We start from the raw sequence: 13,363 nt of genomic DNA, 5'->3' as shown, positions 1-13,363 counted from the left end.
ATCAGGAATGTGACTGCAATAATCTTTTTCGTATTATGATGTGTACTTTAACAGTAGTTCTTCGAATTAAGCTGAACGATCCCATCATTTTAGTTTAAGCTTCGTAAATAAGCTGTACCACACCTGATCTGAAAACATTGGTTTTAACGAGTTTTAAATTTAATCTTTCCTTTATATCTTCAAAAAGTGGTTTCCCTTTTCCCAGAGCAACAGGATGAACAGATATTCTGTATATATCAATAAGATTTTCCTGAATGAAAGTTTTGATAAGACCCGCTCCTCCGTAGAGCCAGATGTCTTTTCCTCCCTGATTTTTAATCTCTGAAACTTTTTCAACAATATCGGAACTGATAAAAACGGCATTTTCATCTTCTCTGTTCTGACTGGAAAAGACAAATTTATTTTTGGAATGAACAGTATTCCAAAGTTTTTGTTCTTCAGGAGCTGCATTTTCTTCAGGCTGATAATTTCCCCATGCATCATAGCTTACCCGGCCATAAAAAATCGTGTCAATGCTGGAAAGAAACCCGTCGAAATTCATGTCATCATCCATGATACACCAATCGATTTCTCCGTTGGGTCCTTCAATAAATCCGTCTAAAGTAGTAGCAAGGTCCAGTATTATTTTTTTCATAATGATAAAGCGGTTTTTAATTTTTAGATAGTTTGATTTTACGGCTGATCAGGTTATAAATCTTTTGAGTGTTTTCAGAAACCTCAGTCCAGTCTCCTACGGAATTGTATTCGCAGACTAAATTCATGTTTCCTTTATCAAACTTAAAGATAACATTTCCTGCATAATCTGTAGCCCGAATATCGGTAAATTTTGGCTGGGTAACAGATTCATAAATGTATTTACCTAAGCTATCTTTTTCCGCTTCAGTGAAAATTATTTTTTTACCTCCTGATGGAATTTCAAGCTTTCTGTTATCAGTTTCTTGGTAATAGCCCGCTGAATCTGAAAACCTGGAAATGGTAAGGATTTCCGACCTTGTTCTGATTTCAAGAGTTTCCCAATTTTTATAATGATCAGTTAATGCTTTTTTTTCTGTTTTTTTATGACATGATAGAAGTATTAAGCTTATTACGAGGAATATTGTTGATTTCATACTGTAAGGTTTATGGTTCGTCAATCAAAATGTACATTGCTTTTTCTTATCTGGTAAGTTATCCCTGCAACTAGTCCTGCAATTCCTCCGATATATCCAAAATTATGTATTGACCCTACCTGTATATAATGTTGTATATCTTTAATATTGTTTGGTATATACCAGTTAATATGTTGTGGAGACAGAAACAGGATGGAGTACAAATAGCCTGAAAATCCGGATACTACAGTAATAAGGAGATTAATCAGGATTGATCTCAAAGTTATCTTAAATATTGTTTCAGGATTAAGAAATAAAGAAATAAGGGCATAGGCAATTCCTAAAAATAGTCCCATCCACCAGGTAGCCAAAAAACCAATAATCCCGACTTTTATTCTTACAGGTAATTTTAGGTGCTCCATTCCAAACTGGGGAAACTTGAGGCATGTAAAATATTCCGGTGAAATTGTAAAGGTAATCTGATCATGAATAATTCCATATATTCCTGCAGACAAAGAAGAAATTATGATAATCAGAATAAAAATCAGCAGTTGTTTCATTAGACAGGAAATAATGTTTTAAGCTAACCTTCGGTTTTGTGGATAAAATCAGAAACTGCTTTCACAAATTCTTTATTTTTCTCGTAATAAAGGAAATGTCCACCATTTATTTCTGCAATCTGCTGATCAGGAAATGAAAAAGATTTAAAATGATTTTTTCCGATAGAATGGTCTTTTGTACCTGTAATGATAAGGGTCGGTATTTTTACAGACCGGGTGAGTGGAGTATGGTCTTCCCAGTATTCTTGTATGGAAAATGCTTTTTGTGCAAAAGCATAGGTACTTGGATTCTTACGGTCGATCGTATTTAACAGGTCTATATTTTGCTTTTCATCTGAAAGCATTTTGTAATCCAGCCCTTTTTTTGACAGGTCTCCTTTTATTTTGATGAAATCAGACAGCAGTGTAGCTTCTGTACTCTTATAATTGGTTTTCATTACCTGGTTCATATAGTTGATTTGTTCCTGAAGAGAATATTTCAGGTTCAGGGTACAGTTGGCCAGGATTATCCCTTTTAGATGATCAGGATATTTTTTTGCGTAATGAACGGCCAGTATTCCACCAAACGAATGTGCCAAAAGATAAATTTTTTCTGTTCCGGAATTCTTTCTGAGTTCTTCAATATCTTCAACCATCCTGTTTAATGAATAATTTTCTTCAGGAGAATTAGCAGAACGTCCGCTTCCCCTTTGATCATAATAAATCATAGTGAGATCTGACTCTAACCTGCTTCCTCCCAAACTTTCAAAGGATTCACTCCACGCACCTGGTCCACCATGAATAAAAATGCATATTGGTCCTTTGCCGGACTTTTTAGTATACAGCTTTACATGATCACTGGTAACCAGCGTGTCTGTTTTTTTACTCTGGGCGCTTGTTATGTAATTTAAAAAGAACAGGATGAGGAGTGCTATTTTTAGAATTTTGGTCATATTTTTTGTATTGACAAAAGAGAATTGAATATTTCAAAGATATTAAAAGTAAAAATGGAATGATATCAGATTAAGTCACCTTCCATATTGTTAATTCCGGCTGGTTTTATCAGGTATTAATTTTTCAATTTGTTTTTTCCCTTTTTCTGATAGTCCGCCGGTCTTCATTGCGGGACAGAATGGCTTTGAATTGGTCATACCGCATTTTTCAAGACAAAAATAAATTTTCCCTATTACTAAATTTTTGTTGTTAAATAGTTTGAAATAATATTCGCTGTCACTGGCTTGCCAGGTTGTTTCATCCCAATCGAAATTGGTAGGATCATTGCAGAAATGTATAAGACTTTTTATTTGGGCAGAGTTCAGTGTTTTGCCTGTCCAAGGACCTAATAATGGAATGTTCTTATATAGTTTAATCTTAGTTACCTTTTGTCCGGGAAAAAAGTAATCCTTATCAAAAAAATATTTTCTGTATCTCTCCTGAAATGAATTTGTATCATCTTCATCTTTCCACTTAAATAGATCTTCCTGCTCCGTTGTCAGGACTTTGTAGTCTGATTGAAAGTAGTCTTTAGCATTAAGCCAATCTACTACAGACAGAAATACCAATAAGGAAATAAGTGTTAAGAATATTATCTTACGTCTTCTCATTTCAATTTTTTGTTTCAAGGTTATTATAAAATCTCCGTAAAAATACTAAACGAGGAGGGTCAGGTTTTTATTTTAGGTAGATGTAAGATAAAACAGTTGAAATTTTTCTTAAGTTAACTTTATTTACTACAGTATTTTAATAATATCCTTTTATTTTCTGTAAGATAACAGAGTCGTTCTTATTGGTATTTTTTTCAATGAGTAAGGCTAAGACTTCTCTGTATAGTGCTCTTTGTTTCTCATTGGGAGAATTCATCGGATTAATTTGAATCAGTTTTCCATCTGAATATAGGATAATGATATTAGTGGTCATGCCGTCAAATGCTGGTTTTATATCTTTATCATTGAAATCTGTTGACTTGAAAGATTCTGATACCCGAAGAATCCGTTTAATATCATTTTTGGACAATTTTATCTTGAAGGGTTTTAATTCTGGCCTTTCATTTAAATATTTTTTATAATCGTTTTCTTCTTCGATGCTCCGTTCTTCTCCATTTTCTTTTGGAGGCGGCGGTGGTGGAGGGGAATAAGAAGCCGGACTGTAAAAAATCAAATATCTTTCATTAAAGTTTACTATGGTTTCAGCAGGGAGATGAAAAGTTGGGTAATATCCGATCTTTAACAGAATGGGATTGTAGCTCTCAATTTTGTTTTCATCATTCTTCTTAGTACAGGACAATATCAGTAAGCAGCATAATAATGATATAAAATCTTTCATGGTATTTAAATATAAAGGAATTTCGCAAAATTATGTATTCTGTATGCGAACCGGAAAATCTTTTCAGTACAATTGTGTCTAGAATAAAGGTTGCCCATTCATATCCGTTGTCAGCACTTCACTCATATAATCAAAAAAAGGACGCATAGCCAGCAGGGTCTGAAGAGCTTCTTTCTGAAAGTTGTCTGATAAAACTTCTTTATCAGTAAATTTCCGCATTACCAGAAATTGCTTTTTCCTGATCAGGTCAATGGCGGGATGATTTTTATCAAAGCCCCGCGGTGCTGTTTTTACAGAATCGCCTTTAAGTTCTCCAAAATATTTTATAAAAGTTTTGTCTGAGATGATTTTTTCAATTTCTGTACTGCTGATTTCAAATTCTTTACGGATACGAAGCAGATCTTTGGCATCAGGTCCCCAAAAGCCTCCTCCTACAAAGCTATTCCCCGGTTCCAGCTGAATATAATATCCGCCCCTCAGCATTGGTTTCGCCCGGGAATATCCTGCTCCGAAATTGGTTTTATAAGGAGTCTGATCCTTTGAAAAACGGACGTCCCTGTAAATCCTGAAAATATGAATTCCTTTGAGCTGATCATGCTCCTGAAGTTCATGATAGATCTGAGTAAAAAAAGCTTTGTTTTCTTTTACAATGGCATCATACTCAGATTTATGTGCCGCAAACCATTCCCGGGTGTTGTTTTCGTTTAACTGTCTGAGAAATTCGAGTGCTTTTTTCATATTGGGATCAGGATTTTCCTTCGTTGATATATTCTTTGTAATCTTCTTCTAATTTGTCAATTTCTTTGATTAAAAAATCATAGATGTTTCCGTCAAAAATTTCATAATCATCTTCATCATACTTGTCATATTCAATTTTTATGATTCCGTTATCTGTATAGGCTCTGTATAAGTTTCCGCTGCGTTTGAAAAAAAGCTGGCCCAGAGGTTTCTCTTTATATTCAAGAGCTTCGGCATGTTTTTCTTCAAAGCCCATCCAGGAAGGCATTTCTTCATCCTGTGAAAGTCCGTATACAAAAAAGCCATATCCGAATTTCCAGGCTGGAATAACATCAAATTCCTGAGGCCGTTTCCATACTTCTTCTTTCACTTCAAAAATTAAGGAGCCAAAATTGGTCAGGAAATCCTTAATATCTTCACTGAATGTAAAACCTGTACTTTCTTCATACGCCGTAATTTGTTCCTCTGTTGCCGGTTTTGCGACGGAGCCCATCACGAAAAAATCATCATTTAATTTTCTTTTTCTTTCCCAGAATTCTTCTTTTGTTGTCATATTTGTTTTTGGTTTATGTCCTCATCATTGATCGGATCGTTGTTGAAACAAATATAGGGGAAAGTTGGAGGGATAAAAAATGGAGACTTATTTTTCATGTTTCTCTTCTAATCTTTGTTTCAAACTTTCTGACAACAAATTATTTTTTGTTAAGTAGTGGCTCATTATTTTCAGGAAATACCTGCATTCCTTTAAGTAATCTTTATCAGGTAAAGGATTATCCTTTAAATAAGTATTTGCTCTGTCGACAAATATTCCTGCACCTTCAAATTCTTTGCTGATGAATAAAGTTCCGATTAAGGATATGTAGGAAACAAATTCGCATTCATTGTGATTTCCTTTTAAGTATTCAGATGGCATCTTTTTGTTCATCTCCTGAAAACAGGATATAATTTCAATATCTTTCAGGTATTTTTCCTTTTCGATTACAAACGAGTCATCCACTATTTCTCCATCAAGATCCATTTCGAGATCATAATAACCAATGGGTTCCAGATTGTCAGGATACATTTCGTTTTCCACATAAAGACCTATTTTTGCTCTGATAATAGACTCACTGTATCGCTGTTTGATCAGATATTGATATCCGTCAAAAAGAAAAGTAATTTCATGGGGAGCGAAGCCTCCTGTAAGCTCGTCAGAATCTTCAGAGAGTATTTTGTGCAGAGATTCAAATGCTTTCTGTCTGAGATCAAATATCCGGACTCTTTCTGTTAATAATATTTCAAGTTCCTGAGGAGTCATAGTGTAGTTATTAGTTTTCAAATCTACAAGTTAGAATAAATCATCTTATAATTCTAATCTGTTATAAAAGTCTTCATTTTTATATAAGTTCTGCATTGTTGTTATACAGGGTTTATTTCCAATTTCTGCTATTCATAATTTCCTGTGCAACTTCGTGAACTTCTTCAATCTTCTCATTTTTTGTTGGAGAAACAGCAATCCTGATTATTTCATTCTTAATAACAGGACATTGAGTAACAGGCCCAAAAACAGTAATAATCCAATATTTCCATACTTCATCTTTATTACTTTTTAGAATTGGAAGTAATTCCGATGTAATTTTGTCATTTATGCTGAATAAATATTCTGAAACAGTTTTTGCAACCGGCCAGTTCATATCTTGCAGCCATTCAAGCAAATCCGGAATGATTTCTTTGAGGTCATCATAGGAATAGTGTTTTAGCTTTTCGGCTGTAAATAAATCGCTTTTGTCTTTTGGAATTAAATCTTTAATATTTTCAATCATTTTTAAGGACTCTACAGAAGTTTAATGCTTTAAAATTTCCTGATCTCAACGCTATGAAAAGCTGCTTATTTATATAGTTATTCATCTTACAATTTTAATCTTCTGCAAAGCTCCTTTCTCATCTTTAAAACTAAAAATATAAGTTCCGCGTTGTACTTTAGATAAATCTATATTTCTGTTATAATAGGCAAAGCCCTTGCTTATCACCTCTCCATCTAAGGAGTAAACGGTAAATTCAAATTGATTGCTGTTATTTTTATTGCTGATAATGAACCCGTCTTTAGATGCCTTGGTATAAACTTTTGTTTCCGGAGCTCGGTTATCACTGGTTGTATTGGCGAGTGTACTATCGCTGATATCTGCCACCTGTATACTTTTAATAGCTGATTTGGTTACAGACGTTGTACTTCCGCCTATGATGTATAATTTATTGTTATAGACTTCAGCTGCAGCATGTCTTCTGGGGATCATATTGGAAGACAACTGATGGAATTTATTGGTTGTTGTATCAAAATAGGCCAGAAAAGTCTGATTATTATAGCCTCCTGCAATAAAAATCTTATCACCGGATACGGCTAATGAATGTCCCGATATCACGGCTGGCATCGTAAATTGATCGGTCCAGCGATTGGTATTGATGTCGTAAACATTGATCAGGCGGGATGAGGTGCCGTTAAAACCTCCAATAACATACAGCTTATCATTCACAATTTTGCCTTTTGCTTCTCTGGCGGTGGGCATATCCGGTAAGGGATGCCATGTATTGGAAGCAATATCATAATATTGGAACCTGTCAGAAAAAACAGTGGTTGCAACGCCATTGAGTCCGCTGCCGCCGAACACATATATTTTTCCGTTATGGATGGCAGAACCTGCATTTCCTGTGTAGGAACGGTTAACAGCACCCTTCGTTACTTTCTGGGTTTCAAGGTCTACAATTTCAAGATGGCTGTTTCCCCAACCGTTAAAAATATAAATTTTATTATCATAAGTCTCTGAATTAGCAAATTTTTTGGGAATCAGGGTAGAATTGAGAACACTCCATTTGTTATCAGTAATATTATATTTTTCAATATAGTTGGCATTGCCTCCGCTTTCCTGATATCCATTCATTACATATATATTATCATCTACGATTACACTGGTTGTAGCTCCTCTGCCCGCAGACATATTGGCGAGACTTTTAAAATTAAGAGTTTGCGCATGAACCAGCAGTGAGCTGAAAAATGACAGGAATAATAATTTTGTTTTCAATGGTATGGCTTTTCGTGTTTGGTTTTGTTTTATTTTTTCAGTGGTTCAGGATTCTTTTAATACTGACTTAATAGAATAATAGTAGTTTAAAGATAGGAAAAAGTTGGAGAGAATTTTTAAAATTGCTTTTAGTTGGATGAACATAAATTATTCTGCTTAAAAACAGCGCGGTTTCACTCACATTCTATATTCGTCAGCAAGTACGGTAATATCTTTTGATTTTTTATCTATTTCTTCTTTTTTTATTTCAGTAAACTTTTTAAAGGAAAGATCAATTTCATTCCGGGCAGGAACATTATTATATTTATTCACTGAACAACTGTAAGATATTAATGTAATAAAGAGAAAGAGAATTCTTGATTTCATTAGATTATATATTGTTGTTTGCATAGTGAGGATCAATAGGTTGTAATATTTAAAACTCCGTCAATGCCTCTTTTGCCATATAAGCTGACTGATTGGCTTTTTGGGGTATAATCTATGTGTTTAATATTTAATTTATGTAAAGTTTCAATAAGCGTTCCTTCTTCATAGCTGATGATACTCCAGTTGACCATTAATAATGGTTCTTTTCCTAATTCATCATTTTCAATTTTTGTTTTCATGAATGCTTCAACATTATATTTTTTTAATGAATTATTCTCCATAGCAGAGAAGCCGGGTCTTTCAATATTGAGATGATACTCTTTAATTAGAGACCAGAATTTTTCTGACCAGTTTCCGGTGTCCCAGATCTTAATTTTTGAGGTGAGTGCCTGTTCTATTTCAGTTTGATATTCTTTGTTGTTAACTAACAGGTTTGTCAGTATATAAATATCGTAAGGATAATTGGAGCTAAGTAGCTTATCCGTTAAAGGGTGATGAAAAGGTTTCAGATCTATTTTAGATTCCTGTATGTGATAGATAAAATTACCCAGATCTGTTCCATTCCGCGCCTTTATATTGGAAGCAATATAGTCATTACGTTCGTTTGTACTCATTTTCTTAAGGCCTAGTGAGTCGTTTGTTTTACAACTTAACATTATTGCAAAGACAAAAAGAAGTGCGGATAATCTCATCACTTTTGAATCAGCTGTTCCAGCCCGGTTGAATGAAAAGCAGGTTTTATATTTGTGGTATATGCAAGAGTATTTCATGGCATTATATATACTTCAAATCTAAGCATTACAATCGTATCATTCATTATATTGATATTATATAAAGTAAAAACCGCTCTAAAAAAATCAGAACGGTTTTTATTTAAATAATCCGAAAGGCATATTGTTTACCTTATGCATTTTTCCTAGCATCCACAAGGAATGGGGCATCTTACCACCCAGCAATGTGTATTGTCACAATAGGCGGCTTCACAATATCTTTCCGAAGAGGTTACGATACAGTAACAATTGGATGTGGTTCCTCCACAGCAGGCTGCCAGATCTTGTTTATGTATGGATACGCCTTTATATACCCGTAATATCTTTCCGTTATTTGCCTTTATGGTGTCCATGATTACTTTTGTTTCTTCATCACCACTCAGATTGTTTTCGCTTTCATAAATAATAATCGTATCCAGGGAGCTGCCTCTTGATTTAACATGCGATTTGCATTCATCCAGATTGGGATATGAGGACAGATGCTCAAAAGTCCCGCTTTTGCCATTAAAATTTAAAACTTTGTACATGATATTAATTTTTTTGCCTACTCTTTCAGTATTGCAGTTTTCGGCATCGCTGGTTGTGCTTACTTAAACATAACAAAGCAAAGTTGATAAAACCATAAAGTACTGTCAATTACCCTTTTTCGTTATTTTTTTATAAAGCTAATATTACCTCTTTTTTCTCCTTTCAAGAATAAGATGTGCAGCATCCAACATTTTGATGAGGTGGATGTAAGGAATCACGATGTTTTTTTCCGGCAGGTTTTCATATGCTCCCATAGAGAAATAAACAATACCGGACATAAAGTAATCAAACTCCTTTATACTGTATTCTTTGAATGCTTTTTTAAAGACCAGCAGGGGATTCTGGTATTCATTCTCCGAAAGCAGACCGAGAACCCACGGAGAAGGATTTTCCAGCTGAGTATGAATGTACCGCTTCTTTCCTTTCAGATGAATAAGGTAACCTGCACGCACAAAAGATCGTACGGCCTGATGAAACTGAAAGACCATTGCCGGATCTTCACAGATCCAGCTCTTCCTGTTTACAGCGTAATGCATGATGTTGTTGAGTTTCTCTTTAGAGGCTTCCAGATCATTAAACCGGAAAAAGTTTTCCATCAGCTGTAATGCCGGGCGCTTCTTACCACTTTTCCACACCTGGAAATCAACCTGTGTTCTATTCTTTTTCATGTTTGTATTTTTAAAATATAATGGTGAGTTTTTTAGCTATAAAGAGTGTAGATGAAACTATTTTGCTCAGCAAACTGCTTCATCCATCTTTTATGGGCTGTTTTATTCTTCTTTTGTAGTTAAAAAACTGTACAGGAGAAGCTTTTCTCTGCTTCCTGCCTGCACAGGTAAAAAAACTTATGAAAAATTTGTGTTTTAGAATGCCCGAAGGCCGCAATGGATTGTACACTCCATTGTAACATGTCATGATACTTTATGTGATTAAGCAGGCTTAGAAAAAGGGATTTGTAGAAGAGAAGAACTGCATGAAAATAAAAACGGCATGGGACTCTACAATATCTGCCATTGAGGTACTGGTATACCTGGGAACAGATAAGAGAGCCCACGCCTAGGCCGTGAGCTTCTGGCTTATCGTCTCGTTCCTAAAAATTACCAGTTTCCAATGGCGAGATTCTAAGCAATAGCTTCTATATTTCTTTGAAGTATCGCAAAGCTACATTTATTGTAGCTTATGGTACAAATATAAAATAATTTTTTAATTGTAGGTCAATTCAACTACATTTTTTTATTGTAAAATTTTCAAATTAGTCTGATAATGGTATTGCAATGGATAGAATTGAGTTTCGAATAGCTTTTGGAAAAAGAGTTGAAAAATTTAGAAAGAAGTTGGGATTAAGTTATCGCGAGTTAGCTCAAAAATGTGATGTAGACCATAGTAATATCAGCAAAATAGAAAAAGGAGAGGTTGACTTAAGAATTTCAACGATACAAGAACTGGCCAAAGGCTTAGAAGTTCATCCTCAGGAATTATTTGATTTTAAAATAGAATAAAAACTAATCTCCGAAGTCTTTAGACTTCGGGTTTATTGGATCAAAGTCGGAAAACTTTGAGCAGCGGGGGATTTAGAATTTATTTGTTAAATCTCATTTTGTGAACATTTAACAAATAGTTTAGTGTATTTTTATACTTTGTACTATAAGCTATTTTTGGTTTGTGATAGTGTTTTTTACTTGAAATTATTAATTTATTAGCAATCAATTCTTTTTTCGATATTAGAATTTTAGTCTCAGAATTTCTTAGAGCAAAAAAAGTATATGTTAATTCAATAAATCGCATATCACTTAATTTATTAAATTCAAAATTTTGAGCTGCTACCTGATAAAATGAACTATCATCAAATGTTATAATGAACCCTATTTTTCCGAATTTAAAGCTCGCTGTTTTAAAAAATGAATGTGAGTGATAATCATAATTTTCAGTTTCAAAACTTGTTATAAACAAAGACCAAGGTTTTCTATTTTTTAATTCAGTTTCATAGAAAATAGAATGAAGTAAAATAAATAGGGGTAATAATTCCTTAACTTGATCAAATGAAAGTATTTTTTTACCTACTTTTTTAATGTCTTTTTCAAGTGACATTTCTTTCAAAATAGTACCAAGCATTATTTTCAATGTCCATTGGGCAATTATTAATTCTTCTGCTAGCGATAAATTTTTAAAAGAATTATCTAAAATTGAAATGAAAGCTTTCTCAATTTGGCTCAGTATAGAATTATTACAATTCTTACACGCTGGGATTGTAAGTTGCTTATATCTTAAATTTGTATGGTTTCCAAGTTTCATTCCATCATCATCGTGCTTAAATTTTTTAAATAACCATTTAGGTATTACATGTTCCTTTGAAGAATTGGACTTGTCTAAAGTACAAAAACATAAAAAACATTTGCTTTCAAGATTTTGTAAATTATTTAAAATATTGTCAGATAAATTCATAGATTATATTAAAACTTATAGGTAATTTGCTTTCAGAAGTTCATAAAATTCGGATTATTTATTTTAAATATTTTCTAATATAGATTCCAACTCTAGAAATATTATATTTTATTTGTGCTTTTTCATAAGTGATTAATCTATTTTTATTACTTTCATTTAACGGATTTTTATATTCCTGATTTATTAATCCAGTATTTAAATAATTTTCAATGTTGGAATTGATATAGCTTTCAATAAAATCTTCTTTAATAAAAAAATTTAAATCAATAATATTAGTTTTATTAATACAATTTACACATCTAATAAAATCTAAATAAGAAAGTTCCTGTTCTAAAAACCATTTGAATAAAACTCCAATATATTCAGCTTTTTCACAATCATCAGCTTCGTTAATAATGTATAGTAATTTTTCACCTACTTTAGTTTTATAGTTTTTATTTTCATCTATTTTATTAATCTCTTTTTCTCTATCTTCTGGCTTTGTATCTTCAAGCTGTTTTAAAAATGTCAATAATTTCTTTGTATAAAGCCTTTCTTGAATTGTATTGCCAATATTAATTACCTTAGATACTAATCCTAAAATTGGGATATCTTTTATTATACCACTTTCTAAGAATGAGTCTAGAAAAACTTCATTAATATCAGTCACTAAACCTTTAAGATTCTCGTCTTTAATAATTTTGCTAATTTCAGTTTTCATTTATGGTCTATAGTTGATTAAAACTTTATTTTCTAATCTTCCTAGCCTTACACTTGCTAAGAGAATAGGGTTTTATGTAGTAGGTTATTATATAATATTATTTGTTTTTATAAAAAAGATTATTGAATCCATAATTTCATTTGCTCTTGTAGTTAGTTTTGCCGCTTTATTGCTGGAATCAAATCTTTCCCAATTTAAAGATCCATTTATATTATTAATTACAAATGTATTTATTGAGTAACCATTAGCATTGAGGAAAGTCATTGTATTTGAGTAATGTTTTCCTCCATTCTGCTCTGCCATAATAATCAAATCGGGCAAAATAGACCATTTATTAAATCTTTGAATTAATTGTTTGTCAGACTCAGATGGAGATGATGAAATTACATATGGATTGATTTTTAGATTTTGAAAATGTGGGTTTATAAAAATATTTTGCCAACCAGAACGCATTACATTTAATTTTCGATTTTGATATTGATTTATAAAATGTAATATGGTAGAGGTTTTTCCTGAGCTTTGAGCTCCTTCAATTACAATGGCTAATTTCATATGCTTAAGTTTGTTGAATTGTTGAATAATGTTTTGACAATATCTTGCACATTGCACAAGATTTCCTGTAACTATTTTAAAAGTTTAAAGGAGTAAATTACCTTTACTCTATGATTTTATATCATTAAATATATTGATAAATTAATAACATTTCTTTACGGAAAACCATAAAAAAAAACCGCTCCACAAAAGCATAACGGTTTATATATTAAATTTGTCTTAGCGACTTGCTACTACATCATTCCAGGCATTCTACCATCCA

At 32.8% G+C, this 13,363-nt stretch carries 19 protein-coding genes; 1 reads left to right on the top strand and 18 read right to left on the bottom strand.

The genetic code is table 11. The annotated features are described in order from the left end of the window. Positions 1–94: 94 nt before the first annotated feature. From DRF59_RS08300 to DRF59_RS08230, 15 genes are all read right to left on the bottom strand, one after another. Positions 95–634, bottom strand: coding sequence for a dihydrofolate reductase family protein (locus DRF59_RS08300; RefSeq protein WP_115958632.1), 540 nt, complete (start codon positions 632–634; stop codon positions 95–97). A 16-nt stretch (positions 635–650) separates the two neighbouring features. Beyond that, the gene (locus DRF59_RS08295) at positions 651–1,109 is read right to left on the bottom strand and encodes a hypothetical protein (protein WP_115958630.1); all 459 of its coding nucleotides are present in this window, start codon (positions 1,107–1,109) and stop codon (positions 651–653) included. 20 nt (positions 1,110–1,129) lie between these two features. Then, a complete protein-coding gene (locus DRF59_RS08290; RefSeq protein WP_115958628.1) occupies positions 1,130–1,648 on the bottom strand; it encodes a hypothetical protein in 519 nt (172 codons plus the stop codon). Between the two features lie 23 nt (positions 1,649–1,671). Continuing rightward, on the bottom strand, positions 1,672–2,580 hold the full coding sequence (locus DRF59_RS08285) for an alpha/beta fold hydrolase (protein ID WP_115958626.1): 909 nt from the start codon (positions 2,578–2,580) through the stop codon (positions 1,672–1,674). Between the two features lie 90 nt (positions 2,581–2,670). Then, entirely contained in the window at positions 2,671–3,231 is a 561-nt protein-coding gene (locus DRF59_RS08280; RefSeq protein WP_123873672.1) for a hypothetical protein, read from the bottom strand. A gap of 136 nt (positions 3,232–3,367) precedes the next feature. Next, positions 3,368–3,949 (bottom strand): hypothetical protein, encoded by a 582-nt coding sequence (locus tag DRF59_RS08275; RefSeq protein ID WP_115958622.1) that lies wholly within the window; start codon positions 3,947–3,949, stop codon positions 3,368–3,370. A 78-nt stretch (positions 3,950–4,027) separates the two neighbouring features. Continuing rightward, positions 4,028–4,687 (bottom strand): DUF2461 domain-containing protein, encoded by a 660-nt coding sequence (locus DRF59_RS08270; RefSeq protein WP_115958620.1) that lies wholly within the window; start codon positions 4,685–4,687, stop codon positions 4,028–4,030. A gap of 7 nt (positions 4,688–4,694) precedes the next feature. Next, on the bottom strand, positions 4,695–5,240 hold the full coding sequence (locus tag DRF59_RS08265; protein WP_115958618.1) for a hypothetical protein: 546 nt from the start codon (positions 5,238–5,240) through the stop codon (positions 4,695–4,697). A gap of 87 nt (positions 5,241–5,327) precedes the next feature. Next, a complete protein-coding gene (locus DRF59_RS08260; RefSeq protein ID WP_123873671.1) occupies positions 5,328–6,005 on the bottom strand; it encodes a hypothetical protein in 678 nt (225 codons plus the stop codon). A gap of 91 nt (positions 6,006–6,096) precedes the next feature. After that, complete coding sequence (locus DRF59_RS08255) at positions 6,097–6,489, bottom strand: DUF5071 domain-containing protein (protein ID WP_115958614.1); 393 nt, start codon at positions 6,487–6,489, stop codon at positions 6,097–6,099. 81 nt (positions 6,490–6,570) lie between these two features. Further along, positions 6,571–7,743: a T9SS C-terminal target domain-containing protein gene (locus DRF59_RS08250; protein ID WP_123873670.1), complete on the bottom strand. Its 1,173-nt coding sequence runs from the start codon at positions 7,741–7,743 to the stop codon at positions 6,571–6,573. A 177-nt stretch (positions 7,744–7,920) separates the two neighbouring features. Then, the gene (locus tag DRF59_RS08245; RefSeq protein WP_123873669.1) at positions 7,921–8,109 is read right to left on the bottom strand and encodes a hypothetical protein; all 189 of its coding nucleotides are present in this window, start codon (positions 8,107–8,109) and stop codon (positions 7,921–7,923) included. 32 nt (positions 8,110–8,141) lie between these two features. Beyond that, positions 8,142–8,723: a hypothetical protein gene (locus DRF59_RS08240; protein WP_123873668.1), complete on the bottom strand. Its 582-nt coding sequence runs from the start codon at positions 8,721–8,723 to the stop codon at positions 8,142–8,144. 302 nt (positions 8,724–9,025) lie between these two features. Continuing rightward, on the bottom strand, positions 9,026–9,406 hold the full coding sequence (locus DRF59_RS08235) for a hypothetical protein (protein WP_115958607.1): 381 nt from the start codon (positions 9,404–9,406) through the stop codon (positions 9,026–9,028). Positions 9,407–9,550: 144 nt separating this feature from the next. Beyond that, on the bottom strand, positions 9,551–10,075 hold the full coding sequence (locus DRF59_RS08230; RefSeq protein ID WP_115958605.1) for a hypothetical protein: 525 nt from the start codon (positions 10,073–10,075) through the stop codon (positions 9,551–9,553). 606 nt (positions 10,076–10,681) lie between these two features. Between DRF59_RS08230 and DRF59_RS08225 the strand changes: the two genes are divergently transcribed. Beyond that, positions 10,682–10,906 (top strand): helix-turn-helix domain-containing protein, encoded by a 225-nt coding sequence (locus tag DRF59_RS08225; RefSeq protein ID WP_115958603.1) that lies wholly within the window; start codon positions 10,682–10,684, stop codon positions 10,904–10,906. Between the two features lie 79 nt (positions 10,907–10,985). Here the strand turns inward: DRF59_RS08225 and DRF59_RS08220 are convergent, their stop codons facing one another. From DRF59_RS08220 to DRF59_RS08210, 3 genes are all read right to left on the bottom strand, one after another. Then, a complete protein-coding gene (locus DRF59_RS08220) occupies positions 10,986–11,849 on the bottom strand; it encodes a hypothetical protein (protein ID WP_115958601.1) in 864 nt (287 codons plus the stop codon). 58 nt (positions 11,850–11,907) lie between these two features. Further along, positions 11,908–12,549 carry a hypothetical protein gene (locus tag DRF59_RS08215; protein WP_115958599.1) on the bottom strand — a complete coding sequence of 214 codons (642 nt, stop codon included), beginning with the start codon at positions 12,547–12,549 and terminating at the stop codon, positions 11,908–11,910. A gap of 87 nt (positions 12,550–12,636) precedes the next feature. After that, on the bottom strand, positions 12,637–13,101 hold the full coding sequence (locus tag DRF59_RS08210) for a hypothetical protein (protein ID WP_123873667.1): 465 nt from the start codon (positions 13,099–13,101) through the stop codon (positions 12,637–12,639). Between the last annotated feature and the right edge of the window lie 262 nt (positions 13,102–13,363).

The sequence above is a fragment of the Chryseobacterium flavum genome, from assembly GCF_003385595.1.
In the GTDB taxonomy this organism is placed as follows: domain Bacteria; phylum Bacteroidota; class Bacteroidia; order Flavobacteriales; family Weeksellaceae; genus Chryseobacterium; species Chryseobacterium flavum.
Note: the sequence above shows the minus strand (reverse complement) of the source record. Positions and strands in the feature narration are given on the sequence as shown.

Bases quoted from the DNA above. Each gene is read 5' to 3' on its own strand.
- DRF59_RS08230 (WP_115958605.1), bottom strand. From the start codon at position 10,075: ATGAAAAAGAATAGAACACAGGTTGATTTCCAGGTGTGGAAAAGTGGT.
- DRF59_RS08270 (WP_115958620.1), bottom strand. From the start codon at position 4,687: ATGAAAAAAGCACTCGAATTTCTCAGACAGTTAAACGAAAACAACACC.
- DRF59_RS08295 (WP_115958630.1), bottom strand. From the start codon at position 1,109: ATGAAATCAACAATATTCCTCGTAATAAGCTTAATACTTCTATCATGT.
- DRF59_RS08220 (WP_115958601.1), bottom strand. From the start codon at position 11,849: ATGAATTTATCTGACAATATTTTAAATAATTTACAAAATCTTGAAAGC.
- DRF59_RS08245 (WP_123873669.1), bottom strand. From the start codon at position 8,109: ATGAAATCAAGAATTCTCTTTCTCTTTATTACATTAATATCTTACAGT.
- DRF59_RS08280 (WP_123873672.1), bottom strand. From the start codon at position 3,231: ATGAGAAGACGTAAGATAATATTCTTAACACTTATTTCCTTATTGGTA.
- DRF59_RS08290 (WP_115958628.1), bottom strand. From the start codon at position 1,648: ATGAAACAACTGCTGATTTTTATTCTGATTATCATAATTTCTTCTTTG.
- DRF59_RS08285 (WP_115958626.1), bottom strand. From the start codon at position 2,580: ATGACCAAAATTCTAAAAATAGCACTCCTCATCCTGTTCTTTTTAAAT.
- DRF59_RS08265 (WP_115958618.1), bottom strand. From the start codon at position 5,240: ATGACAACAAAAGAAGAATTCTGGGAAAGAAAAAGAAAATTAAATGAT.
- DRF59_RS08275 (WP_115958622.1), bottom strand. From the start codon at position 3,949: ATGAAAGATTTTATATCATTATTATGCTGCTTACTGATATTGTCCTGT.
- DRF59_RS08235 (WP_115958607.1), bottom strand. From the start codon at position 9,406: ATGTACAAAGTTTTAAATTTTAATGGCAAAAGCGGGACTTTTGAGCAT.
- DRF59_RS08215 (WP_115958599.1), bottom strand. From the start codon at position 12,549: ATGAAAACTGAAATTAGCAAAATTATTAAAGACGAGAATCTTAAAGGT.
- DRF59_RS08255 (WP_115958614.1), bottom strand. From the start codon at position 6,489: ATGATTGAAAATATTAAAGATTTAATTCCAAAAGACAAAAGCGATTTA.
- DRF59_RS08210 (WP_123873667.1), bottom strand. From the start codon at position 13,101: ATGAAATTAGCCATTGTAATTGAAGGAGCTCAAAGCTCAGGAAAAACC.
- DRF59_RS08300 (WP_115958632.1), bottom strand. From the start codon at position 634: ATGAAAAAAATAATACTGGACCTTGCTACTACTTTAGACGGATTTATT.
- DRF59_RS08240 (WP_123873668.1), bottom strand. From the start codon at position 8,723: ATGAGTACAAACGAACGTAATGACTATATTGCTTCCAATATAAAGGCG.
- DRF59_RS08225 (WP_115958603.1), top strand. From the start codon at position 10,682: ATGGATAGAATTGAGTTTCGAATAGCTTTTGGAAAAAGAGTTGAAAAA.